Annotated in this window: 22 protein-coding genes and 1 tRNA gene; 12 read left to right on the top strand and 11 right to left on the bottom strand. The window is 61.6% G+C overall.

Annotated elements, in window-relative coordinates:
• The first annotated feature begins 39 nt into the window (after positions 1-39).
• Entirely contained in the window at positions 40-1,014 is a 975-nt protein-coding gene (locus QRN70_RS02295; protein WP_285415602.1) for an AraC family transcriptional regulator, read from the top strand.
• A 264-nt stretch (positions 1,015-1,278) separates the two neighbouring features.
• The gene (locus QRN70_RS02290; protein ID WP_285415601.1) at positions 1,279-1,470 is read left to right on the top strand and encodes a hypothetical protein; all 192 of its coding nucleotides are present in this window, start codon (positions 1,279-1,281) and stop codon (positions 1,468-1,470) included.
• Between the two features lie 113 nt (positions 1,471-1,583).
• Here the strand turns inward: QRN70_RS02290 and QRN70_RS02285 are convergent, their stop codons facing one another.
• Both QRN70_RS02285 and QRN70_RS02280 read right to left on the bottom strand, forming a co-directional pair.
• Positions 1,584-2,138 carry a hypothetical protein gene (locus QRN70_RS02285; RefSeq protein ID WP_285415600.1) on the bottom strand — a complete coding sequence of 185 codons (555 nt, stop codon included), beginning with the start codon at positions 2,136-2,138 and terminating at the stop codon, positions 1,584-1,586.
• Between the two features lie 260 nt (positions 2,139-2,398).
• Positions 2,399-3,583, bottom strand: a complete 1,185-nt coding sequence (locus tag QRN70_RS02280) for a DUF2252 family protein (protein ID WP_285415599.1) — start codon at positions 3,581-3,583, stop codon at positions 2,399-2,401.
• Positions 3,584-3,827: 244 nt separating this feature from the next.
• Here QRN70_RS02280 and QRN70_RS02275 point away from each other — a divergent pair, with 244 nt between their 5' ends.
• From QRN70_RS02275 to QRN70_RS02265, 3 genes are read left to right on the top strand one after another with little or no spacing between them, the layout of a single operon-like run.
• On the top strand, positions 3,828-4,424 hold the full coding sequence (locus tag QRN70_RS02275) for a paraquat-inducible protein A (RefSeq protein WP_285415598.1): 597 nt from the start codon (positions 3,828-3,830) through the stop codon (positions 4,422-4,424).
• Positions 4,421-5,065, top strand: a complete 645-nt coding sequence (locus QRN70_RS02270; protein WP_285415597.1) for a paraquat-inducible protein A — start codon at positions 4,421-4,423, stop codon at positions 5,063-5,065. Before QRN70_RS02275 ends, QRN70_RS02270 begins: the two co-directional genes overlap by 4 nt.
• 48 nt (positions 5,066-5,113) lie before the next feature.
• On the top strand, positions 5,114-5,674 hold the full coding sequence (locus QRN70_RS02265; RefSeq protein ID WP_285415596.1) for a hypothetical protein: 561 nt from the start codon (positions 5,114-5,116) through the stop codon (positions 5,672-5,674).
• Between the two features lie 63 nt (positions 5,675-5,737).
• Here the strand turns inward: QRN70_RS02265 and QRN70_RS02260 are convergent, their stop codons facing one another.
• The 3 genes from QRN70_RS02260 to QRN70_RS02250 all read right to left on the bottom strand — a co-directional run bounded on the left by QRN70_RS02260 (position 5,738) and on the right by QRN70_RS02250 (position 10,300).
• The gene (locus QRN70_RS02260; protein WP_285415595.1) at positions 5,738-7,942 is read right to left on the bottom strand and encodes an OsmC domain/YcaO domain-containing protein; all 2,205 of its coding nucleotides are present in this window, start codon (positions 7,940-7,942) and stop codon (positions 5,738-5,740) included.
• Between the two features lie 126 nt (positions 7,943-8,068).
• Positions 8,069-9,100 (bottom strand): AbrB family transcriptional regulator, encoded by a 1,032-nt coding sequence (locus QRN70_RS02255; protein ID WP_285415594.1) that lies wholly within the window; start codon positions 9,098-9,100, stop codon positions 8,069-8,071.
• Between the two features lie 48 nt (positions 9,101-9,148).
• Positions 9,149-10,300 carry an MFS transporter gene (locus tag QRN70_RS02250; RefSeq protein ID WP_285415593.1) on the bottom strand — a complete coding sequence of 384 codons (1,152 nt, stop codon included), beginning with the start codon at positions 10,298-10,300 and terminating at the stop codon, positions 9,149-9,151.
• A gap of 107 nt (positions 10,301-10,407) precedes the next feature.
• On the opposite strand from QRN70_RS02250, the gene QRN70_RS02245 reads away from it, so the two are divergent.
• Positions 10,408-11,331 carry a LysR family transcriptional regulator gene (locus QRN70_RS02245; RefSeq protein WP_285415592.1) on the top strand — a complete coding sequence of 308 codons (924 nt, stop codon included), beginning with the start codon at positions 10,408-10,410 and terminating at the stop codon, positions 11,329-11,331.
• Between the two features lie 159 nt (positions 11,332-11,490).
• The gene (locus tag QRN70_RS02240; protein ID WP_285415591.1) at positions 11,491-13,617 is read left to right on the top strand and encodes a TonB-dependent receptor family protein; all 2,127 of its coding nucleotides are present in this window, start codon (positions 11,491-11,493) and stop codon (positions 13,615-13,617) included.
• A gap of 7 nt (positions 13,618-13,624) precedes the next feature.
• Here the strand turns inward: QRN70_RS02240 and QRN70_RS02235 are convergent, their stop codons facing one another.
• A complete protein-coding gene (locus QRN70_RS02235) occupies positions 13,625-15,976 on the bottom strand; it encodes an exonuclease/endonuclease/phosphatase family protein (RefSeq protein WP_285415590.1) in 2,352 nt (783 codons plus the stop codon).
• Here QRN70_RS02235 and QRN70_RS02230 point away from each other — a divergent pair.
• On the top strand, positions 15,969-16,157 hold the full coding sequence (locus QRN70_RS02230) for a hypothetical protein (RefSeq protein ID WP_285415589.1): 189 nt from the start codon (positions 15,969-15,971) through the stop codon (positions 16,155-16,157). The two genes, QRN70_RS02235 and QRN70_RS02230, sit on opposite strands and share 8 nt — an antisense overlap.
• Before the next feature lie 58 nt (positions 16,158-16,215).
• Here QRN70_RS02230 and QRN70_RS02225 read toward each other — a convergent pair whose 3' ends face one another.
• Complete coding sequence (locus QRN70_RS02225) at positions 16,216-17,157, bottom strand: peptidoglycan-binding domain-containing protein (protein WP_285415588.1); 942 nt, start codon at positions 17,155-17,157, stop codon at positions 16,216-16,218.
• Positions 17,158-17,246: 89 nt separating this feature from the next.
• Entirely contained in the window at positions 17,247-17,630 is a 384-nt protein-coding gene (locus QRN70_RS02220; protein WP_285415587.1) for a hypothetical protein, read from the bottom strand.
• A gap of 207 nt (positions 17,631-17,837) precedes the next feature.
• Between QRN70_RS02220 and yghU the strand changes: the two genes are divergently transcribed.
• The gene (gene yghU / locus QRN70_RS02215; RefSeq protein ID WP_285415586.1) at positions 17,838-18,677 is read left to right on the top strand and encodes a glutathione-dependent disulfide-bond oxidoreductase; all 840 of its coding nucleotides are present in this window, start codon (positions 17,838-17,840) and stop codon (positions 18,675-18,677) included.
• 149 nt (positions 18,678-18,826) lie between these two features.
• Here the strand turns inward: yghU and pdxR are convergent, their stop codons facing one another.
• Entirely contained in the window at positions 18,827-20,284 is a 1,458-nt protein-coding gene (gene pdxR, locus QRN70_RS02210; protein WP_285415585.1) for a MocR-like pyridoxine biosynthesis transcription factor PdxR, read from the bottom strand.
• Positions 20,285-20,438: 154 nt separating this feature from the next.
• On the opposite strand from pdxR, the gene QRN70_RS02205 reads away from it, so the two are divergent.
• Positions 20,439-21,197, top strand: coding sequence for a sulfite exporter TauE/SafE family protein (locus QRN70_RS02205; protein ID WP_285415584.1), 759 nt, complete (start codon positions 20,439-20,441; stop codon positions 21,195-21,197).
• Positions 21,198-21,319: 122 nt separating this feature from the next.
• Here QRN70_RS02205 and QRN70_RS02200 read toward each other — a convergent pair whose 3' ends face one another.
• On the bottom strand, positions 21,320-22,219 hold the full coding sequence (locus tag QRN70_RS02200; protein ID WP_285415583.1) for a LysR substrate-binding domain-containing protein: 900 nt from the start codon (positions 22,217-22,219) through the stop codon (positions 21,320-21,322).
• Positions 22,220-22,401: 182 nt separating this feature from the next.
• Here QRN70_RS02200 and QRN70_RS02195 point away from each other — a divergent pair, with 182 nt between their 5' ends.
• Both QRN70_RS02195 and QRN70_RS02190 read left to right on the top strand, forming a co-directional pair.
• Positions 22,402-23,022: a LysE family translocator gene (locus QRN70_RS02195; protein ID WP_285415582.1), complete on the top strand. Its 621-nt coding sequence runs from the start codon at positions 22,402-22,404 to the stop codon at positions 23,020-23,022.
• An 84-nt stretch (positions 23,023-23,106) separates the two neighbouring features.
• Positions 23,107-24,402 carry an OprD family porin gene (locus QRN70_RS02190; protein ID WP_285415581.1) on the top strand — a complete coding sequence of 432 codons (1,296 nt, stop codon included), beginning with the start codon at positions 23,107-23,109 and terminating at the stop codon, positions 24,400-24,402.
• 24 nt (positions 24,403-24,426) lie between these two features.
• Here QRN70_RS02190 and QRN70_RS02185 read toward each other — a convergent pair.
• Positions 24,427-24,522: transfer RNA gene (locus QRN70_RS02185), tRNA-Sec, on the bottom strand.

The raw sequence follows: 24,522 nt of genomic DNA, 5'->3' as shown, positions 1-24,522 counted from the left end.
TCAAGCCTGATTGATAAAAACAATATAAGAGTGACCGACATGAATATGCCCCTGCTAAGCGAGCGGAGCGAGGTGTTCAAGAACGCCGACCCCCATGCGGTATCTGGATATGTAAATCAGCATGTCGGCAGCCATTGCATTCAATTACCACGCAAGAGCAACGCGCGAGCTCAGTTGAATCATCGCAAATTCGCCAGCCTCGACCTCTGTCGGATCAGCTACGGCTCCAGCGTGCGCGTAGTCTCCGACGCGCTGCAGGACATATTTCATTTGCAGATATTGTTACGCGGCGACTGCCTCTGGCGGGGACCCGCCGGCGTGCATCATCTTGTGCCGGGTGAGTTGCTGCTCATCAACCCCGACGATCCGGTTGACCTCACGTACTCTCACGACTGCGAGAAATTCATCCTCAAAGTGCCTGCACAATTGCTCGAGTCGATCTGCGAGGAGCAGCGCTGGCTGTACCCGCGCGAAGGCATCCGTTTTCTCCAACAACGTTATTCGCTGGATCAATTGCAGGCTTTTGTGCCCTTGATGGCCACCGTCTGTACTGAAGCCGAGGACGGCGCCGCATTGGCCCGTGTCCAGGAGCACTATGCGCAGATCGTCGCCAGTAAGATGTTGACCCTGATGTGCAATAACGTGAGGCGTGAGCATCTGGCGTGCACCAACAGCACGTTCGAGCGGATAGTGGATTACATCCGTCGTAACCTGCAGCAAGACATCAGCGTACAAAGCCTTGCGGATCAGGCGCAACTGAGTGTGCGTTCGTTGTATGCCTTGTTTGAAAGACACATGCACACCACACCGCAACGGTTCATCCGCGAGCAGAAGCTGACACGCATCCAGGCATGCCTTGCCGATCCGGACTGCAATGTGCGAAGCGTTACTGAAATGGCCCTTGACTACGGATTTGTCCACTTGGGCAGATTTGCCCAACAGTACCGCCGACAGTTCGCCGAATTGCCTTCGGAAACGTTGAAGCGGCGCATGCAGCATATGGCCGTCGGTTGAACGCGCGGCGCCCGGAACCTGGGCACCGCAGGCCAGGTTACGGACGCTTTATCTGAAGGTCTTCGGATAGAGGAGGCCGAAGCTAGCCAAAACCTGACACTCATGGACTTTCGAATTCTTGATAGCTTGGGGCAGGGCACTACGCTGACCACGGAGCAATGTAGTCAGCATTTGAGTGTCATGTCATCTAAAGTCGCACTAAGGATCGACAAACTCCAGAAGTCAGGCTTTGTGCAGTACCAACGTGAGAGGCCAGATCGACACATGGTTACGCTGCAATTGACTGATCAGGGTCTGGAAATTTATGAGCTTGCACTGGAAACCCTGTCGGGTCGGTGGCAAAGTGCATTAAGTAATGTCGGTGCGGACGTACTACAGATCACCGCAATTTTCGCCGGCTCGCAACTCGCGCCCATTGCCAAGTTAGTTAAAAATTTACTCCAGAAAAATAGCTGAGCAGCCGGATAATTCATAATCGAGAGCAAGGTGGTTTTTATAACTCAACTAAATGGCTATTTAGCATAGTTATATTATTTAGCTATTAGAGTGGAGTAGGGAAGACCTAAACCTTAAGAGGATTTTCCGGCCTCTAAAAGAGCTTGGAAAGCTTCTGCAGTGGCTTGTTCCGCCTCTTTGATTTGGTTGAGAACCGCCATAAGGTGCTGGGAAATTTCTTCTTCTGACGCCGAGTCTGGTAGATCAGCCAAGAGGCTCGACATCTTTTTTAGACGGTTCACTTGTGAGAATGCATTCGCAAGCCTGTTGTTGACTGTCTCGCTGAAGATGTCAGCTTTATCTAAGAATTGAGATGGTAGATCGATGGTGATTTGCGACGCTTGAGCAGCCAAATCTTTTCGGGCGTTTTCATCATTTAGCACGTCCAGTAAGTATGTTTGGTCGCTATCAGAAGGCACCACATAGCATCTGAATTTTGCGATTTCTATCTGGGTAGCTCCAACCGGTGTTGTCATGATCTGAGCTAGGAGCTTCGCGCTTGCGGCCCGTTCACGTTTTCTTTGAACCTTGTCAAAGCTCCAGATAATAAGTGCGATGATTGCAGCAGCAGCCGTTGCGACAGCAGCTACAGCGTCCCAGTCGATTTTCCATTCTGTACAAAGCCACATGCAATTTCTCCATCAATTGGTGAGGCAACGTTTGTCGGGCGGCATTCAAGCACGCAGTGATCAGCATTGCCATGCTGAAAGCGGGAGGCAGCGCCAGGCTTTAAATCTGACCGCCAAAGCCTCCCAGCTCCGTATATAACGGTACGCATAATGTATATTATGTTAAATGATGTATGCAGACGTGAGCCCCACCGTTCGCCAAATCACTCCATCAGTCACCAACGCTCACAAGCGTTGGCAACCTCGTCGCCTCAATCCCTTCAATGCTGCAACGCATAGCGCCGGCAATGTTCCAGATACCCGCGCTCATGACTCCCCACCAACTGCACCACGCTCGACCACAGCCATGACGGTGCGTCCAGTGTCTTCGAACGGCATGCCTGCAGATCATTGATCCACGATGCGCGCGTGGCCATGTCCATTTGGCGCGCATGCGCGATGCCCACCACTCTGGCCAGATACCCGGCGGCCAGCATGGCGTCGCGTTGGCTGAGTTGGTCGAGTTCCAGTTTCATGTCTTGCGGCAGTAACTCGCGGACGAAGAATCCGTGGTCCAGTACGCGCGTGGCGATCATCCGGTTGCCCAGGCCCGGTGACAGAAACCGTGCACCCTCGACCACGCGTTTGCCGTTGTCGCGTGGCATTGATGCGCGGGCGGCTCGTGGTGCGGCGGCGGCGACGGCTTGCTTGATGTCGAGCAGGCAATATTCCTGGTCATCACCGTCGCCCACACCCAGCAAGATCGCGTAGCGTTTCAGGCCCAGTGAGCTGCAACCTTTCACCCAGTACGCCGAATCGAGCATTTTCACCCGGTCATCCTTTGAACGGCCCTTGAGCGAGGTCACCAGGGTGTGGATGTCCTGCGTTGCGCACAGTGTCTTCAGCGCGGCGCGTTCTTCCCGCGACAGCGACCAGAAATTCTTGCCGATCGGAATGGTCGCCTTGGTGTTTTCGATACGCTCGCGGGCCAGGTGTTTCCAGGTTCGTTGTACCGCGCTGCGCATGCCGGCTTTCACTTGCGCGGGTCTCGGCGGTTCTTCGTCAACGTCGTCTTCGAACGCTTGCTCGTAGCCACGCATCATTTCTTCCAGCATGCGCGCCGTAGCCACGCCAGGCAGATCCGAACCGCGTGCGGCGGTAGCCAGCGACAGCGCCAGTCGAACCAGATCGTGCGCGGGATTGCCGATAACGGTCTGATCGAGGTCACGAATATGAATGTCGATGCGGCCTTTCAGGTCTCCGGTCGGCCCGAGGTTGCCAGCGTGACAATCGCCGCAGATCCACACGGCGGGCCCGCTGGGCAGGCGTCGACCTGATTGGCTGTGCAGCCATTCGTAGAACTGCACGGTGCTGCCGCGAACATAAGCGTGCGCCGATCTCGCCATTTTGAAGTTGCGCAGTTGATTCAGCGGTTCCAGGCGTGCGGACGGTCGGGGTGTTTTCATGGGAGATTCTTGCAGGGAATGAATCCTGTTGACCCCGCTCTTCGGATGAATGTTTCAAAATGTTGCGGATCATTTCATCAGGCTTCTCCATTGGCTCAACCGCGAGCCAGAGCGGCTGCACGTCTCCCCTCCTTCGCCCTTGTCCCAGGCATCGCAGCCAACGGCAATAAAAAGTTGCCGATCACTCAGGCACTTCTATTCTTTTCCTGATGCCTCTCCTTTCCCGCGTCCAGCGAGCCTGCCCATGGTCAACCACCAAAACCTGATCATTTGCGAGCACTGCGACTGCGTGTATGAAAAAACGCCGCTCGCCAAACACCAGAAGACCCTGTGCGCACGTTGCGGTGGCGTGCTGGAACGCTACAGCAGCCTGACGGTGGAGCAACGTCTGGCGCTGACCTTGACGGCAGCGATGCTATGGCTGTTCGCCAATTTCTATCCGGTGATGAGCATCAGCCTCAAAGGCCTGAAGAACAGTGCGACGCTGTGGGATTCAGTGTTGGCCCTGAGTCAGGGGCCGATCACATTCATGGCCATGGTCGCGGCCATCTCGATCATCATCGCCCCGGCGTTCCAGTTGGTGCTGCTGATCTGGGTCTTGTGCTTCGCCCTCACCTCCCGCCGCTCGCCCGGTTTCAAGGTCGCCATGCGCTGGCTTGAAACGTTGCGGCCGTGGAGCATGCTCGAAGTGTGTCTGCTCGGCGCGATGGTGGCGGTGTTCAAACTGGCGGGAATGCTCGATGTGCTGCCCGGTATCGGCCTGTTTGCCCTGGCGGCGCTGAGCCTGCTGATGATCCGCATCGCTGGCCGCGACATCCGCGACCTCTGGAATATCCTGTGAAACGCCCACCGACGGCCGCAGAACTCAACCTGTGCCTGTGTCACAGCTGCGGGCTGGCGTGCGACATGACTGGCGAGCCGCACCACTGCCCGCGTTGCGACGCCCCGCTGCACCGGCGCAAGACCAACTCACTGGCACGCACCTGGGCCTATATGTTCGCCGCGCTGGCGTTCTATGTGCCGGCCAACCTGCTGCCGGTGATGAACACGACGATGCTCGGCAATGGCGCCGACAGCACCATCATGAGCGGGGTCCTGGAGTTCTGGGAGCATGGCGCCTGGGACATCGCCCTGATCATCTTCATCGCCAGTATCGCCGTGCCGGGGATCAAGTTCGTCGCCCTCACCCTGCTGCTGATAACCGTCCAGCGCGGCAGTCACTGGGCGCGCAAGGAGCGCTCGAAGCTTTATCGGTTTGTCGAAGTGATCGGTTACTGGTCGATGCTCGACGTGCTGGTGGTGGCGCTGGTGGCCGCACTGGTGAAATTCCAGGCGCTGGGTGATATCGAGCCGCGGCCGGGCATCCTGTTCTTCGGCCTGGTGGTGGTCTTCACCATGCTGTCGGCCATGAGTTTCGATCCACGCCTGATCTGGGAAAATCCACCCGCCGAGGCGGCCGCGGACGAACTGACCACTCCATGAATCACAGCTGCCGCTGCTCTTCGTAACGCCAATGCCCATGGAGGGTTCATGAGCAATTTCCCAATCGTCGCCACGGTGCTCTCGATGATTCTGGGCCTTTCCGTCACCCGCCTGCTGCTCGGCGCGCTGACCGTATTCCGGATCCGCCGCACGGCCGCTCCCGATTGGGTCGCGCTGGTCTGGGCCGTCATGCTGTTTGCCACGCAGCTGGATTTCTGGTGGGCGGTCAACTCGTTGCCCAGCATCAAGTCGACCTTTTCGTTTGCAGAGTTTTTGCTGCTGGTGCTGTTGGCCTTGTCGCTGTTCGTTTCGTCTGCGCTGTTGCTGCCCAGTCGCAGTGAAGACGAGCAGAACGGTCTACGCATCTACTTCGAGCAGGATGGTCGTTACGCCTTGCTGTCGTTGTCGACCTATCTGGTGCTGGGGCTGGTGGTCAACGTCACGCTGTTCCAGGCCTCGCCACTGGCGCTGTGGGGAATCCTCGACCTGGTGATGATCGTTCTGCCTATCGGCGCATTCCTGGCCAAATCGCGCCGAACCTACGCCGGCATCACCTTGCTGTACGTGCCGATCAACGCGCTGGACACCGTCATTTCACTGAGCAATTAGCCCTGTACGCTTTGCGCGGAAATAAAAAAACACCCCGCAGGGTGCTTTTTTTTCATCGGGCGATCAGCCGATCAGGCCGGCCGCTCTGGCCCGTGCCGCATGCAGTTTCTTGTAGCTGTCGACCAGTCGCTGATGGCGGTCGAGGCCTTCGAGCTTCATGCTCGTCGGCGTCAGCCCGTAGAAGCGTACGCTGCCATTCACCGAACCGATCACCGCGTCCATCCGCTCGTTGCCGAACATCCGGCGGAAGTTGGCTTCGTAGTCTTCCAGCTCCAGATCGTCGTCGAGCTGCACTTCCAGCACCGCGTTCAACGCTTGGTAGAACAGCCCGCGCTCGACGGTGTTGTCGTTGTATTGCAGGAAGGCTTCCACCAGATCCTTGGCTTGCTCGAACTTCTGCAGAGCCACGTAGATCAGCAGTTTCAGCTCGAGAATCGTCAACTGGCCCCACGCGGTGTTGTCGTCGAACTCGATGCCGATCAGCGTGGTGATGTCGGTGTAGTCATCCAGCTCGCTGTCTTCCAGACGCTTGGCCAGGGTGCGCAGGCCGACCTTGCTGAGGTTGTGCAGGTTGAGGATGTCGGCACGGAATTGCAGGGCCTTGTTGGTGTTGTCCCAGATCAGGTCGTCGACCGGGTAGATTTCCGAGTAGTCCGGCACGAGGATGCGGCACGCCGTGGCGCCCAGATCGTCGTAGACCGCCATGTACACTTCCTTGCCCAGCGTTTCGAGAATGCCGAACAGCGTCGCGGCTTCCTCGGCGTTGGCGTTTTCGCCGGCGCTGGTGAAATCCCACTCGACGAACTCGAAGTCAGCCTTGGCACTGAAGAAGCGCCACGACACCACGCCGCTGGAGTCGATAAAGTGCTCGACGAAGTTGTTCGGTTCGGTCACCGCGTGGCCTTCGAAGGTCGGTTGCGGCAGGTCGTTGAGGCCTTCGAAGCTGCGGCCCTGGAGCAGTTCGGTGAGGCTGCGTTCCAGCGCCACTTCGAAACTCGGGTGCGCGCCGAACGAGGCGAACACGCCACCGGTGCGCGGGTTCATCAGGGTCACGCACATCACCGGGAATTCGCCGCCCAGCGACGCATCCTTGACCAGCACGGGGAAGCCCTGCTCTTCCAGGCCCTGGATTCCGGCGAGAATGCTCGGGTATTTCGCCAGCACCTCCTGCGGCACATCCGGCAGGGCCATTTCGCCCTCGAGGATTTCACGCTTGACCGCGCGCTCGAAGATCTCCGACAGGCACTGCACCTGCGCCTCGGCCAGGGTGTTGCCGGCGCTCATGCCGTTGCTCAGGTAGAGGTTTTCGATCAGGTTCGACGGGAAGTACACCACCTCGCCGTCCGACTGCCGTACGAACGGCAGCGCGCAAATGCCACGCTGGGTGTTGCCGGAGTTGGTGTCGTACAGGTGCGAGCCGCGCAGCTCGCCGTCCGGGTTGAAGATTTCCAGGCAGTATTCGTCGAGGATTTCTGCCGGCAGCGCATCGTTCGGCCCCGGTTTGAACCAGCGCTCGTTCGGGTAATGCACGAACGCTGCGTTGGCGATGTCTTCGCCCCAGAACTGGTCGTTGTAGAAGAAGTTGCAGTTCAGCCGCTCGATGAACTCGCCCAGCGCCGAGGCCAGCGCACTCTCCTTGGTCGCACCCTTGCCGTTGGTGAAGCACATCGGCGAATGCGCATCGCGGATGTGCAGCGACCAGACGTTAGGCACGATATTGCGCCACGAGGCGATCTCGATCTTCATGCCCAGCTCGGCAAGGATCCCCGACATGTTGGCGATGGTCTGCTCCAGCGGCAGATCCTTGCCGGCGATGTAAGTGCTCGCCTGGGCATCGGCGTTGAGCATCAGCAAGGCCTGCGCGTCGGCGTCGAGGTTGTCGACTTCCTCGATGACGAAATCCGGGCCGGTCTGCACCACTTTCTTCACGGTGCAGCGGTCGATGGAACGCAGGATGCCCTGGCGGTCCTTGGCGGAAATGTCCGCCGGCAGCTCGACCTGGATCTTGAAAATCTGCTTGTAGCGGTTTTCCGGGTCGACAATGTTGTTCTGCGACAGGCGAATATTCTCGGTCGGAATGTTGCGGGTTTCGCAGTACAACTTCACAAAGTACGCCGCACACAACGCCGACGAAGCCAGGAAGTAATCGAACGGACCCGGGGCCGAACCGTCGCCTTTGTAGCGGATCGGTTGATCGGCGATCACCGTGAAGTCGTCGAACTTGGCCTCAAGTCGAAGGTTGTCGAGAAAGTTGACCTTGATTTCCATGCGGATTACCAGAATAGCGAGCTGAACAGATTGGCCGCCATTATCCGGATTTTCAGCCGCAAGTCTGTACCGGCGGCTGAATGGGCGATCAACGCTGTGCCGCGCGCCCGCCCGACTGCAGCTGCGCTAGTGCTCAGGCTGCGCACTTTGCAGCAGCCGCTTGGGCAGAAACACCGGTGCGAAATGGATGATCGACATGCGTACCACGTGATTGAGCATGACGAAGGCCGGGTCGAGCTTGAGCAGCAACGCGGCGGCGGTCATCACCTCGACGCCGCCCGGCACCCACGACATGAACAGCGCCAGGAACGGCTTGCCGGTCATCTGGCTGAAAGTGAAAGCCACCAGCAACGTGGTGCAGAACGTCAGGGCGGTGACGACCAGTCCGGCGCGGATGTATCGCAGCAAATCCCGGAGGGTAATGTCCTTGAGGCGAATGCCGATCAGGCCGCCGAGCAGGATCAGCGCGACGATTGCCAGTGGCTCGGGAACATGCAGCTGGAACTGCGGGAGCCCGACATTGATCGCCGCGGTAAAGATCAGCCCGGTCAGCATGTAGGGCGCCGGCACAGCGAAGCGTTCCAGCAGATAACCGCTGAGCGCCGCTGCGATGGCCGGGGGAATCACCCCGAGGTAATCGAGCCACGTGCCGAGCGTCGGCGGCGCACTGTCGGCGTGCCCGCCGGCAATGAGCGTCACCACCAGCAACAGCGCCAGCAGACGCACAATGTGCACGAAGGCAATGCGCCCGGAGGCCGGCCCCTCCTCCCCCGATACCGTCATTACCGCCGCCATCGCGCCGGGAATCGAGCCGAGCAGGCTTTCGATGTGCCCCCAGCGCTCCATGCGCCGCAGCCAGTTGTAGCCGACCAGGACCTGCGTGGTCATGCAGATCAGCAGGCCGACAACGATACTCAGGTCACTCAGTTGCGCGATCATCGAGGCGCTGACGATGGCGCCGACGCTGATGCCGAGCAGCAATTGCACGGTGGCCACGAACGGATAGGGCATGCGCATGCGCACGCCGAGCTTGCTCAGTGCGGTGACCAGGCAGATGGCACCGATCAATTCACCGAGCGGCAGCCCGCTCAGGTAACCAAGCCAGGCGCCCAGTGCGGCCACGGGAATCGGGATAAGGCTTTCGCGCAGAGTGTTCATTGGCAATCCATTGTGTGCAGGGGTGGGCATTCCATTCGTCTCGGCGAGTCAGTTCGGTTGAGGGGTGGTTTTCCAGCCGCGCTGCACCAGCAACAGCGGCAGCAATTGCAGCAGCACGATCAGGGCGATGCAGGCGGGCCAGCCCCATTGCGCCCACAGCAGGCCGGGGAAGAAAGCCCCGCCACTGCCGCCCAGGTAGTAGGCGCTCAGGTACAGGCCCACGGCGCCGGCCTTGTTGTGCCGGGCATGGGCGGTGATGAAGGCGTTGGCGGCGGCTTGGGCGAGAAACACCCCGGTGCAGCTCAGCGCCAGACCGAGCACGACCAGCCACAGCGAGGGCGCCAGGCTCAGCAGCGAGCCGCTGACGCCGAGCCACACCGCGACAGTCACCCATTGGTGGCGCGGCCGGGCCTTGCCCAGTCGCCCCGCGACCGGCACCACCACCAACGCCAGCAGAAACACCGCATAAATCGCTCCGAGCGCCGCCGTACCGAGGAAAAACGGCGCCTGGCTCAGGTGCAGGCCGACGTAGGTAAACATCGCCACTTGCGCGAACAGCACGCAGAAACCCACGGCGTAGGTGGCGAGCAACGGTTTGCTCAGCAACTCGCTGCGCCTTGCCTGGTGATCGGCGGCTGTTGTTGCGCGCAATCGAGGGTTGCGCGGCAGCAGCAGGTAAATCCCCAGGCCGATCATCAGGTTCAGCCCGGCCAGTACCGCCAGGGCCAGGCGCCAGTCAGCTAACTCGGTGAGCAGGCCAGTGAGGAAGCGTCCGCTGAACCCGCCCAGCACCGTGCCGGCGATGTACACGCTGGTCATTTCCGTCACGGCTGGGCCGCTCCAGCGCACGCCGATGTAGGCGACGCTGGTGGCGAACACCAGCGGAATCAGCACGCCCTGCCCCGCGCGCCACAGCAGCAGCTCACCGAAGCTGTTCGCGCCGGCCGCCATCAGCGCCGGCAGCGCCAACAGGATGGCCGCCAGCGCAATCACCCGGTGCTGCTCTGCCCGCCCGCTCAGGCGGCTGACAAATGGCGCGGTGAGCGCCACGGCCAGCGTCGTCACCGTAATGCTCCAACTGGCCTGGCGGGGCGAAATGGCAAAGGTCGCGGCCAATTCACTCAGCAGCCCCTGCGTCGCATAAAGGTTGATGAAAGCGGCGCAGCCCGCCAGAAACAGGGCAACTCGAGGACGACCCACGCAGTGATTCCCAAGATAATTCGTAATATTTTCAAACAGTTTTATAAGATGGGCGGGCGAAACCAGCCAATACCGATTTCCGACCGATTGATACCTCAAGGATGACGATGATCGACCTCCGCCGCCTGCGCTGTTTCCTGGTCGTCAGTGACGAGTTGCACTTTGGCCGCGCTGCCACGCGCCTGTACATGTCCCAGCCGCCGCTGACCCGGCAGATTTCCGCGCTCGAGACACAGTTGGGGTTTCGTCTGTTCGACCGCAGCAGTCGCAGCGTCACGCTCACCACCGCAGGCCAACACTTCTTGCCTTACGCCCGTTCGGTGCTGGAGCAGGTCGAGCTCGCCGCGAATGTCTCGCGTCAACTGGCGACGGGCGCGGTGGGCAATCTCGCGCTGGGTTACGCCAGTTCGATCGCCCTGTCGGACATCTTCAGCGCGGCCATCCAGACGTTCTGTTCGGCGCATCCGCAGGTGCAACTGAACATCGAGGAAGGCGCGTCCAGCCAGCAATTCGCGCAGTTGATCGACGGACGCCTGGACATCGGTCTGAGCCGCATGCCTCCGCCCGCCGAAGCCAGCGAGATCGAAGCGACCTGCCTGGACAACGAGCCGCTGATCGCCGCCATCGCCAGCGACAGCCCGCTGGCCCGGCAGGCACAGCTGACTCTCGCCGAGCTGAGCGCCTACCCGCTGATCGCCTTCCCCACCGATTACGGTTCCGGGCTGAACCAGATCATCGACGCCTTGTACCGGCGCCACGCCCTGACGCCCCTGCCCGGCCCCAAGGGCAAGCAGATCACCTCGATCATCGCGCTGGTCGCCGCTGGCCGTGGCGTCGCTGTCGTGCCGCAATGCACCCAGGTACTGGCAAAACACGGCGTCACCTACCGCCCCCTGGCCGAACCCGAGGCCAGCGCGCCGTTGCTGCTACTGACGCGCAAGCACGAGCGCAGTCCGCTGGTCCGGGCGTTTGGCGAAATCATCCGGCAGACAGCGCAGAAGCAGCCTGCGACGTCTGTCCTTCCAGCGTAGTGTGACGGCGAACAGCGCCCGCCCGGAACACATCCGGATGGGGCGCTGCGCATCAGCCGCCACGGGCGTTTAAAAAAGCCGATTGGCCATGTGTTCCCCGCGTTCTTTCCAGCGTCGCACTGTTCACTGCCCGTTCCTGTCTGTCTGGAGTTTTTCTCGATGCCGTCGCCCAAATCCCTGCCCACCGCATTCCTCGGGCTCGCGCTGGCCTGTCCGGCGATGGCCGAGTCTCAAGGCCTGGAGCTGGGGCAGGTACTGATTCAAGCCGATGCACGCAGTGCCGAGGACGCGCCTGTCGCGGATGCCGAGAATCGCCTGGCGCAGGTGCCCGGTGGCAGCAATGTGGTGGACATGCGCCAGCCGTTGCAGGGCCGTGTGGCCAGCAATCAGGACGTGCTCGCCTATCAGCCCGGGGTCTATGCGCAGTCGGCGGGTAACGAGGGGGTGAAGATTTCGATCCGTGGCTCGGGGATCAACCGCGCGCCCGGTGCCCACGCATCGGGGCTGTACACCTTGCTCGACGGCCTGCCGCTGACCGGCCCGGGCGGCACGCCCTATGAACTGCTGGAGCCGCTGTGGCTCGATCACGTCGAAGTCCTGCGTGGCGCCAACGGCTTAGACCGTGGGGCCCTGGCCCTGGGCGGCGCCATCGATTACGTCAGTCACACCGGCTACGACGCGCCGAAGCTGCAAGTGCGCTATGCGCTCGGCAGCCATGGTTATCAGCAGCGTCAGGTCAGCTCCGGGCAGGTGCTGGGCGACTTCGACTACTACCTGTCGCTGACCGATGCCAATGCCGACGGCTATCAGGATCACACCGCCAGCCAGAGCCAGGGCGTGATCGCCAACGTCGGCTACCGCTTCAATCCGAACCTGGAAACGCGCTTCTACTTGCGTTATCGCGAGACCGACAACGATCTCGCCGGGCGAGTCAGCAAACATTCCATCGAGCACGATCCGCGCGCGGCCAACCCGGCCTACGTGTCACGCGACGACAGCCGCAAACAACCGGGCAGCATCTTTTTCGGCAACAAGACCACCTATTACATCGATGACGATTCGAGTATCCAGACCGGCCTGGTCTACCACGATTACCCGATGGACCTGCGCGAAGGGCCGAACCGCCTCAGAGTCGCCTACACCGACGTCAGCGGCACCTTCGATTACAAGCGCCGCGATACGCTCTGGGGCCGCGAGAGCAACAGCACGGTCGGCCTGCGCGTGACCAAGCACCTGCCGAATGACGGTGCCAGCGAACTGGTGCGCATCCCGACCGGCAACACCGCCGGCTACGCGCCGGGCACGCACATGCGCAACTTCACCTATCAGGGCTCGGACAGCGTCCTGCATGTCGGCAATGACCTGGAAATCGCCGATGACCTGTGGCTGACCACCGGCCTCGCCGCCATCTACACCCGTCGCGAAAGCGCTGTCACCTACCCGCAAAGCGGCGGCAAGACCAGCCTCGGCGATTGGGATTACGCGCCGCGCCTGGGCCTGCGCTATCAGCTGACACCCGACCTGCAGTTGTTCGGCAACCTCAGCCGTTCGGTGGAAGCGCCGCACCCGTGGTCGCTGATCTACAGCTCGAACATCCGCTTCCCCGCCGGCAATGGCCCGGCAACGGGCACCCAAAGCGATCCGATCAAACTGCAAAACCAGACGGCGACCACCCTCGAACTCGGCGGTCGTGGCGACAGCAGACTGGGCGCATGGAGCCTGGCCTGGTACTACGCGCAAGTGCGCCACGAATTGCTTTCGGTGCTGCCGGACGCCAACGCCACCACGCCGTACGAGCTCAATGCCAGCCCGACCGTGCACCAGGGCGTGGAAGCCAGCCTGCACAGCCCATTGTGGTCGGCCAACGATGGCGGCCGGTTGAGCCTGCGCCAGGCCTATACCTTCAGCGACTTCCATTACCGCGATGACGAGCGCTTCGGCGACAACCGCCTGCCCGGGCTGCCGATGCATTACTACCAGGGCGAACTGCGCTACGACTGGCCGCAGGGGTTCTTTGCGGCGCTGAACACGCAACTGTCATCCAAAGTCGCCGTGGATTACGCCAATAGCTACTACGCCGACCCTTACGCCACCTTCGGCGCCACCCTGGGCTACAACGCGCCCAAGGGCGACTGGCAGACCTGGCTGGACCTGCGCAACCTGACCGACCAGCGCTACGCGGCAACCGTCACCCCCGGCTATGACGACAAGGGTCAGGACGCGGCGCGTTCGACGCCGGGTGAAGGCATGGCGATGTATGTCGGGGCATCGTGGAGTTGGCGCTGAGGGCGGCTCACTTCAGCGGGACCGGGTTGAGCACTTCGACCCGCACCCGCATCCCGGGGGGATGCAGTTCGAGAAAACGCTTGAGAAACAGGCCCTGCGCCGGTTTCCCGTTACGGGTCAACTGCACGCAAAGCCATATCACCTGGCCGTTGATGGGCTCGCTGCGAATCATCAGGCGTTTCTCCAGATGGGTGTCTATATCGCCGACGATCACGCCCCGCAGGGCCTGCCCTTCTGCCTTCTTCGTATAGTCATGGGCCTCGTCCGGTGCCGGTTCGATATCGAGCAGAGCCTCGTAGCTCATCACATAATCGAACTTGAAATTCTGGCGGCGTGCAGCCTCCTCTTTCAACGTTTGTAGAAGCCTTTTCGCATCCTGCGCCGCTTTCGAGTCGTCCGGCATGCCTTGCACCACCAGATCGTAAATGATCGGCAAGTGGTCGCTGACGTACTTATGGTAGATGTAGAAGGCCCGGTTCTTGGCAGGCAGACTGTCGAAATTCGCGGGCGGTTCGTGCTCCGGCCCGAGCTTGAATTCGTCGATGTGCGCTTCGATCCATGCAATGACATCGATCACCGCCGCGTTGGCCGTCTGCTCATGCAGCACCTGGCCTTTGAGGAACATGTTGTCGTAGGCGCTGCTGGTGAAATTCGACGTGCTGCTCGGAGGGATTTTCCTCCAGGCCGCGGCCTTGTCGTAAATGCTCTTGAGCGAGGTGGCGGTGCATGCGTCGACCAGGGGTTCGAAGCCCTGTCCTTTGAACCGTTGATAGAGTTGCTCCGCCGCCTGCTGCTTCTTGCCGTTCGCCTGTACGCCTTGCCAGTCGAGGTTGAAGTCGCCCATGACCAGGGCATGCTCGGTGTCGGCCAGCGCGACACCCGCGCCGACGTCCGCTTTCATCAATTCATCCATCGAAGCCGCCCGTGCCTGCACGCCCTCGATCGTGTCGGCACCATAGGGGCCGTGGAACGTGACCAGCGCCAGCCGCGTCTTCGCCTGCGCATCGAACAGCCACACGTCGATGGGCGCCTTGTACGGACAGCGTCCATAGAATTTCGTCTTGCCGTCCTGATAACCGAGCACGTTGCCGCTTTTCTGCTTGATCGAATCCGCTTGGGAGGCCGGTGCATGCATCAGCAGCCCGGCCTGAAACCAGGACATCTGCGCACGCTTGCCGTTGAGCCAGACACCGTCCTGTGACGGCGCGAAAATCGTTGTGCTCTGGCGGACCAGCAGCGAATAGCTTTCCTGGGCACTGCCACGATAGAACGTGATTTCGTTGATGCACCCGCGCAGGTTGTTCAGGCTGGGCAACAGGGGGCCCATTTCCTGGCAGGTCAATGTGCCGTGGATGACCTGATCGCAGGCGCCGGTGCCCAACGGTTGCTTGCAGCCCGGACAGCGTTTTATGCGCAGGACGTAGCGCCAACTGTCATCCGTAGCAAGTTTCTTCAAGTCGTCCCAGTTTTTCTGCTGGACCTCGTTGAAGTTGTCGTCGAGGTAAAACCCCTCGTAGTAAAGACGAATCAGCGTGCAATCTTCCGACAGCAGTCTTTGCTTCCAGAGGTCGGTCGCCACTTTGCCGTTCACTGCCCAGCGTGTGAGCCACTTGGGAAACGCCGAGTACGCGGTGCAGAAGTTTTTCTCGGCATCTGTGGCTGTCTTGACCGGGTCGAAGCGCTTGGGGTCTGCGGCGTAGGCCACGTACATGCGCAGGATGGCCTTGGCGTTCTTTTCGCTGAATTTCTTCCGGCCCTTGTACGCGCCTTTGTGATCTGCCACGAACTTCATGATCGCTTTCTTGCCATCGAGCTTCTTGGCAGCGCGGGCCGCGCTTGCCAGGCAGGTTGCGACATCCTTGGTGTTCTTGGCGGTTACCTCGCAAAGCTTTGTCCACAGCTCGCAGAAGGCTGCGTAGTCGCGCCCCAGCTTGGCGCGCTCCACCCAACGCGGGTGATAGACGTAGATTCTCGTGGGCGGCATCCAGCGCTTGCCGGTCATTTCGCTGACCAACTGCAGGTAGCGCAACGGTTCGCCACCGTCCGGCCCGGGAGTGCCGTCATCGGGGCTCGTATCCTGGTCGTCGACGTCATCCAGGGGGGTCGAGTACGACACGTCCATGCTGTTGTCGTCCGGCACATCGTATTGGGCCGCATCCGCAACGTCGTCTTCGTCTTCGCTTTCTTCATCTTCGTCCGAGTCGGCATCCAGCTCGGCCTCATCGGCGACGGCCTTCCAGCCTCCCTGGCCGACATGCTTGCCTTCGATGGCATTCATGTTGACGTAAGACTCGGCGCGGGTTTCCAGCAACACGCAGACATCCACTGCCAGGTCTTCGAGGATGCGACTGATGATCACGTTGGCAAACGGGCTGGACAGACTCTTGCCGGCTTCGAAGGTCTGCACGTTCCACGAGACGATGCTGAGAATCGCCGGTGCCGGCGGGGTGTTGACCGTGACCGTATGGTCGCTTTCATCCGACATCGACCCCTGCACCGTGGATGTGGCGGCGTTGGCCTGTTTCAAGCACACGGCCTGAAGTTTGTCCTTGCGATTTTTGAGCAACTGCTCGAGGGTCAACAGGCTCGCCATGACGCTCAACTCCCTGAAGCGTATTTGCCATGTGCCGGAGGGGCCGCCTGACGGCCGTCATGCACGCTGCGGATTTTTTCGATGGTGATCGCGTCGGCGGTGCCTGTGACCGGCAACCCCCAATATTCCTGAAAGCGCCCGATGGCACGTTGGTCTGCCGCCGACAGCGGTTGCCGGTCTTCGGCATCGCAGGCGAACCCCAGGTTGCGTAAACGCTGGCGCCAGCCACCGGCAACGCGCCCGGGCAGCAAGGCGCCGAGGCTGATGTTCAGTTCGCGCAGGGCGCCGTTGGCAATGTACGACAGCACCGCCGAGGATGCCGCCGCGCTGACCCAGGCTTGCAGCACGCCGTCAGCGTCGGTGCGGCCCTGCACGGAGGCCTCGCCCGGCACTGCCAAGGTCCAGGCCAGGTCTGCCAGCGGCTGGAAGTCATCCAGCAGGCGCAGGCGCAGGCGCGAGGGCACGCCATGTCGCTTGAGGATGTAGCGCACCTTGGGCTGTACCGCGATGGTCTTGCGGCGGATTGCGGGGATAAACAGCACGTCGCCCTGAGCCAGGACGTTGCGGCTCTGGCGCACTTTGCGCAGTGCGTCATTGCGCGGGTGTTGCCACACGGTTGCGGGAAACAGGCCATGGGCCAGCGCCAGGCGATCCACCGAGTCGTCGGCCGCCGCCGTGTGCAGCGTCCCGCCGCGGATGTCTTCGTCGGCGGCCGCCGCCCAGTTGGCCTTGCCGGCACTTCGAGCCTGATCCTCGGACAGCGACTGCTCGGCTTCCAGCGTCCAGGCATCAAGATCCAGTTCGCAGGGGCAGAGGGTGTAAGTGCTGGCATCCAGGCCGTCAAAACGGGCCACGCCTTCTGCGCTGGTGCGGCTGCGCAGGCAAGCATTGCCCTGGCGCAATTCCAGGGCCACCCCGGCTACCGGTGCAGCGTCCTCCCCCAACATCAGGACTTCCACGGCAAACCTGTTCTGACAAGCGCTGACCGGCGAGGCGGATAGCGATCGGGCGGCGGCGGCCGCTTCAGCGGCGCTGATCATCGCAGCCACTGCGGCGCAGCGAGGCTGGCGTTGTCGGCCTGCACCCGGGCTTGATGCTCGCGGGTCGAAGTCAGCAGTTCCAGGCGCTGCGAGGGGCTGGAAACCGCCGGATCGAGCAGCATCGTGCGCATCCAGGCGTTTTCCGGTTTGAGGTCGAAATCGATGCCCTCTTCTGCGCACACGTTGACGAAACGGTGCAAGTCGCGCTCGTTGTACAAGTCATACGAGGCGGCCTTGGCCCGGGCCGCGGGTATCAGGACCGCAGCCTCTTGCGCGCTCAGCGGGAAAAATTCTTGCACATGATCCTTCAAGGTCTGCTCGAGGCGATCGCTCCAGACCTGCGTCATTGCCTGCATCTGTTCACTGCGAATGATCAGCATGGGGGCGCTTCCTTACACCGGACGCGAAAGAGATTATCGCTTCCCGCGGCATTTGGCCATCAGGGTTTTCCGCTGGATTCGCAGCCGTTCGCGCGCGTGCCGCGCGCCAGGCGCCAGTGGCATTGCACGCACGTTCTGTGGTGTGCTGTCTGCCACAGCCCAAACGGCTCTATCCAATCTCAGCCCGCAAACGATGAGGTCCGTTTCATGAGCAAAGCGCCCTACGTTCCGCCCAAAGTCTGGAAACACGAAGCGCCGTCCGGCGGTCAGTTCGCCAATATCAACCGCCCTACGGCCGGGCCGACCCACGAAAAAGCCCTGCCCGTCGGCAAGCATCCGTTACAGCTCTATTCTCTGGCCACGCCCAACGGCGTCAAGGTCACGATTCTGCTCGAGGAATTGCTGGCACTGGGGCACGCGGGTGCCGAATACGATGCGTGGCTGATCCGCATCGGCGAAGGCGATCAATTCTCCAGCGGCTTTGTCCAGATCAATCCGAACTCGAAGATCCCTGCCCTGCTCGACCACAGCGTGGCACCGCCGATCCGGGTGTTCGAATCGGGCTCGATTCTGCTGTATCTGGCGCAGAAATTCGGCGCCTTCCTGCCGGACGATCCGGCGGGACGCACCGAAACCCTCAACTGGCTGTTCTGGCAAATGGGCGCGGCACCTTACCTGGGCGGCGGTTTCGGGCATTTCTATGCGTATGCGCCGGAAAAAATGGAATACCCGATCAACCGCTTCACCATGGAAGCCAAGCGCCAACTCGATGTGCTGGATCGCCGCCTAGCGGAGAGCCCCTACCTGGCCGGCGACAGCTACACCATCGCCGACATCGCGGTGTGGCCGTGGTACGGGCAACTGGTGCGCAATAACGTCTATGCGGCGGCGGAGTTTCTGGCGGCCGAGGAGTACACCCACCTGCAGCGCTGGGCCGAAACCATCGCGCAACGCCCCGCCGTCATTCGCGGGCAACGGGTCAACCGCACCTGGGGCGATGAGGCGAGCCAGGTGCCGGAGCGGCACGAGGCAGCCGATCTGGACTGAGAAGCTGTACCCGCAGTGCCCGTCACCGTTCGCGCGCGGGCACTGCGCCGCGCCCTGCCCTGTGCCAGCTGCTGGCGCAGGATCAGGAAGGCTGCGGCAAAGGCAATGAATGTCGATCCCCCACGCGGCCGACCTGACGCGACAGCATGTCAGCGATACCGTCGAATCACTTGCGCCAGAATGCCAATGCCTTGCTCGATCGCCTCCACGGTCAGCCCCGCGTAACCGAGGATCAGCGCTGCCGGGCGCTCCCCCGTGGCCGGTACGGACTCGGCAAATAACGGCGTGAGTGGATAAACCCCGACTCCCTGTTCCAGCGCGGCAGCCTGCAAGGCCGGCTCTGCCTGCGCGCGAAGTGTCGGCAGCAACAACACGCCATGCAGGCCCGCCGCCATGCCGAGCAATTGCGCCTGTCCCGGCAGATGCCGGTCGATGGCTTCGATCAATGCTTTGCGTCGTCGCTCATTGGCCCGGCGCAACCGGCGAACATGGCGCTCGTAGATGCCACTGTCGATCAACGTCGCCAGGACGCTGTGCTCCCAGCGTGGCGATTGTCGGTCAGAGAGGCGTTTGGCCTGGTTGAAGACATGAACCAGTGCATGGGGCAACACCAGATAACCCAGCCGCAGCCGGGGCGTCAGGGCCTTGGAGACGGTGCCGGCGTAGATGACCCGTTCGTTTGCATCGATTGACCGCAGCGCATCGATAGGGCGCTGGCCATAACGAAATTCACCGCCGTAGTCGTCCTCGATAATCCACGCGTGGTGTTCATTTGCCCATTCCAGCAGCTCCAGTCGACGTGTGACGGACAACACCGAGCCCATGGGAAATTGATGCGACGGCGTCACATAGGCCAGTCGCACACGTTCGTCGTTGGGTAACTGGCCGGTGTCCAGGCCACCTTCGTCCACCGCAATCGGCAGCGCATGCGCGCCGACGGACTCGAAGCTGTAGCGAGCCATGCGGTAACCGGGGTCCTCGAAGACAAATGCATCGCCCGGATCGAGCAGCAGCCGGGCGCACAGATCCACACCCTGCTGCGATCCTTGCACGATGACTATTTGCTCGACATCACATGCCAGCCCCCTGGCGCGCCGCAAATAACCTTGCAAGGCGCTGCGCAGGCGCGCTTCTGCCGCAGGTTCGCCGTCCGGACGCTTGAGCAGCTCGGTGCGGTAGGCGCGCTGCCAGTCCAGCGCCGGAAAATCCCGTGAGTCCACCGCGCCATACCTGAAATCGATACGCGCACCGGGCGTAGCCATGCTGTAGGACTGCAGGGCGGCGACTCGCTGACCGTATAGCGACAGTGGCGGTTCCTGGTGGCGAGCCAAGGGTTTGTCGAGCGTCGGGGGCAAGGTATTCATACCGTCGGCCACCCGCGCCGTCTTGCCCTTGGCCGTGGTGATAAACCCCTCGGCGGCCAGTTGTTCGTAGACCGCCGTCACGGTGGTGCGCGACACACCAAGCTCCACGGCCAGCGCCCGCGTCGACAGCAGCGCCGCGCCCGGTGCGAGGGTTCGATCCTCTATCTGCGCGCGCAGCCGGGCATAGATCCGCCGTTCTGCGCCACGCTGGGGTGCCTTCGCCCGTGTTGACAACTGGTCCATGGAAAAACCTCGAAACTGGTACTTTTTCTTAGTCAGGTGATGCTCGAGATTATTGCTATGCCCGCCGCCCGAAGGAAATCCCTATGTACCATTTCGAATGCTTTGCCCAGACGCAACCTCAACCAGTGCGCAGAAGCACCAGGCAGGCAGCGCTGTGGAACTGACCCCTGTCACCGTCCTGGTCACCTTCGCCGGGGTGTTTCTGATCTGCTTCATGAAGGGCGCGTTCGGCGGTGGATTTGCCATCATCGGCATTCCGTTGCTGTCCCTGGTGATGGATCCGATCACAGCGGGTGGCCTGCTCGCGCCCCTGTTCATCGCCATGGACCTGTTCGGTCTGCGTTACTGGAAACCGTCCACCTGGTCCCGACCCGATCTGCAATTGCTGTTGCCCGGGTTAATCAGCGGAATCGGAATCGGCTACCTGGTGTTTCGCCTGCTGGATCACCGCGCGGTCGCCATTGTGATGGCGGTGATCACGCTGGTCTTCGTCGGTCTGTGGTTCAGATCCGGCGGCGAAATCCGGGTACAGCCGCGTTCCTCGCGCAAAGCGCTGGCGGCGGGCCTGACCTCCGGCATTACCACAATGGTCGCGCATTCCGGCGGGCCACCCCTGGCGATTTACCTGCTGCCGTTGGGCTTGAGCAAGCAGCTCTACGCCGGCACGACCAGCCTGTTCTTCACCGTTGGCAATCTACTCAAGGCGTTGCCCTGGCTGTTGCTGGCGAAACCGACGGGCAACGTGTTGAGTCTTGCGGCGATCTGCCTGCTGGCCGTCCCCAGCGGCGTCTGGCTGGGCTGGCGGCTGCACGAACGGCTGGAGCAACGGCAGATGTATCGAGCCTGCTATGCCCTGCTGGTGGTCACCGCGGTGAAACTCTTGTGGGATGGTATTGGAGGGTATATCGCCTGACTGCATGGCCAAATGGATTGGCGTTAGCGTTTGATCGACGAGGACGTGGATATGGCTGAGGGTACGCACAAGCAAGTGCTGGTAGCCGGCGCGGGGCCGCCGCTGCAACCCTAACGCCGTAGCTAGTCGGCGCTATCGAGCCGAGCCAGCAAGGGCTGGGTGCACAGGCTCATCTGTGCCGTCAGCCACGCCTTGAACGCCATGCAACTGGCGTTTTCGCTGAACGGTCTGGGCGACAGCAGGCAATAGCTCGAGCCATCCTGAATAAACCCGAACGGCGCGATCAGTTGTCCCCCGTCGAGTTCGTCCTGAACCATCAGCAACGACGCCATGCCGATTCCCAGCCCCGCCGTCGCCGCCTGGACACACAAATAGAAATGCTCGTAGTCGACGCGGCTGGCATCCGGCATGGCCTGCCCGGTCAGGCGCAGCCAGTTGTCCCACGCCTGCGGACGGGTCCTGCTGTGCAGCAGGCGCTGGCCGTGCCGTTGGCCATTGGCGAGCGGGCTGGACGGCACGCAGACCGGGCCGATCCACTCCGCGCAAATCGTCACGCTGTGCAGTGACGGGTCCCAGTGGAAGTCATCGCGGCGAATGGCGAGGTCGGCACCTGAACGAACGAAGTCGATCGGCCCGCCGGCGGTGAGCAACTGCACCTGGATATTCGGGTGGGCCGCATGAAAATCCGGCAAGCGCGGGATCAGCCATTTCATGGCGATGGTCGGTTCGCACGACAGCACGATGACCTCCTCGCGCACCTCGCGCTGCAGGCGTCCGACCACACTCTGCAGTTGCTCGAACATCGGTGCCGTCACGTCGAACAACAGGCGCCCGGCCTGATTGAGAAAGATCGCCCGATTGCGCCGTTCGAACAGCTCGACCCCGAGGGCCTCCTCCAGCAAGCGCACCTGGCGGCTGACCGCGCCATGGGTGACGTGCAGCTGCTGTGCGGCTTTGACGAAGCTCTGGGTCTGGGCGGCGGTGTTGAAAAAGCGCAAGGCGGCTAACGGAGGCAGGTTCATATAGACGATGAATTCTCACAGATTTCGCCGACTATAAATCGTTTTTCCCGGCGCCGCTCCTTCTCCATTATCCGCACGACTGTTGTTTCGAACGCCATAGGCGTCGCGTTGCAACCAATACCCTGCTGATCAACCTGTGACGAAAACTGGCGCAAACGCCTGCCGCCAGCTGGAGCGTGTTCATGAATGAAGTGTTTCTAATCATCGCCATCACCACCCTGGCGGTGATCAGCCCGGGCCCGGATTTCGCGATGGTCACCCGCAACAGTTACGCCTACGGGCGCAGAAGTGGGTTGCTCGCCGCGCTCGGGATTGCCTGTGGCGTGCAGGTTCACGTGCTCTACACGGTGTTCGGCGTCGCCGTGATCATCACCCAGACCCCCATGCTGTTCATGGCCATGAAACTGTTCGGTGCGGGCTACCTGATTTACCTTGGGGTGAAATCCCTGACGAACACCGGCGTACTGACACTGGAACAGGCAAGCAGCGCGGCGCCATCGGCGTGGAGCGTGTTTCGTACGGGTTTTCTGACCAACGCGCTCAACCCGAAAACCATGTTGTTCGTGGTTGCGACGTACAGCCAGGTGGTGCAGACCAGCCGTTCGCTCGGCGCCGATTTCGCTTATGGCCTGTTCATGTCGTTCAGCCATTGGGCGTGGTTCAGCATCGTTGCGCTGTTCTTTTCCGCCGCGTCGCTGCGCCGTCGAATGCTGGCAAAGCAGCGGATCATCGACCGGGTCATTGGCGTAGCGCTGATTGCCCTGGCGGGATGCCTGGTGCTGCCGGGATTGGGATTTGCCTGAGGCAAAACAGCACACCGGCTCAATCCTCGCGCGCGCGACTCGTCGATGATCCGCGCATCTTTGGTTATCGCTGGTCACTGCGCCATGATCGCTTTCGCGCCATCACGTCTCACCCTGCTTGCGTTGTTTTGCGGGCTGTCCGAAGCGGCCTTCGCCGCTGGTTTTGTCGACGACGCCAAGAGCGAGGTGCTGCTGCGCAACTTCTACCTGAGCAACGATTACCGCTCGCCCTCACCCTCCGGCAAAAACTACAAACAAGAGTGGGCTCAAGGGTTTATCGGCACTTTCGCATCCGGTTTCACCGAAGGCACCGTGGGCCTTGGCCTCGATGCCCACGCCTTTTCCGGACTGAAACTGGATGGCGGCAAGGGTCATTCCGGCACCGGGCTGCTGCCGGTGGACAGCAGCGGTCGCGGTGAAAGCGAGTATTCCAGCGCCGGCGCTGCGCTCAAGCTGAAAGTCTCGCGCACCACCCTCGCTTTCGGCGAAATGACCGTGGAAACCCCGGTGTTCGACACCTCGGACAAACGCCTGCAACCGGAATACGCCACCGGTTTCCTGCTCAATAGCCGCGAGATCGACCAGGTGAATCTGCTCGCCGGGCATTTCACCGCGTTCAAGAACCAGGACAGTTCTTCGGCGAAAGGTGATTTCTTCGGCTACGGCGCCAATACCGAGGCTGGCGGCATCAGCTTTGTCGGCGCCGATCTGTTCGCGGACAACCCGGTCGGCGGCGCGCTGTATGCCTCCGAGCTGAGCGAAACCTGGCATCAGTACTACGCCAACCTGCACTTCAAACAGTCCGGCCTGCTGCTTGACGCCAACCTTTACCGCACCCGCGATACCGGGCGGGCGCTGGCCGGCGCGATCGACAACACGGCGTTCAGCCTCGCCGGCAAATACGCCTTGGGCCCGCATGCGGTGCTGCTGGGCTGGCAACGCATCATCGGTGACACGCCATTCGATTTTGTCGGCGGCGACTCGATCTACCTCGCCAACTCCATCAAGTACGCCGACTTCAACGGTGCCAACGAACGCTCCTGGCAGGCCCGCTACGATCTGGATCTGGGCGCCTTCGGCATCCCCGGGCTGAATTTCATGACCCGCTATGTCGCCGGCAGCCACATCGACGGCAGCCACGCGCCCCGCGGCGGTGCCTACAACCCGTTCGATGCCGACAGCGGCCGCTATCAGCCGCAGCAAGGCGATGGCGGCCGGCATTGGGAGCGCGACATCGACGTCAAGTACGTCGTCCAGTCCGGTGCGGCGAAGGATCTGTCCGTGCAGTTGTCCCACGTCTCGCACCGGGCCAACACCGCACAGGCCGGGGATGACATTGACCGCATCTACGTGGTGATCCAGTACCCGCTGGGCTTCTGACGAGACGGCCGCGATGGCCGGAAATGGCGGAAGGCAGCCGGAGTCGAACCTGCCCGGGAACGGATGCCGTCCCCAACCGGGTTTGAAGCCCGGCCGCGCCACCGGGCGCGATTGCCTTCC

The organism is Pseudomonas sp. efr-133-TYG-5 (genome assembly GCF_030209175.1).
Lineage (GTDB): Bacteria > Pseudomonadota > Gammaproteobacteria > Pseudomonadales > Pseudomonadaceae > Aquipseudomonas.
Note: the sequence above shows the minus strand (reverse complement) of the source record. Positions and strands in the feature narration are given on the sequence as shown.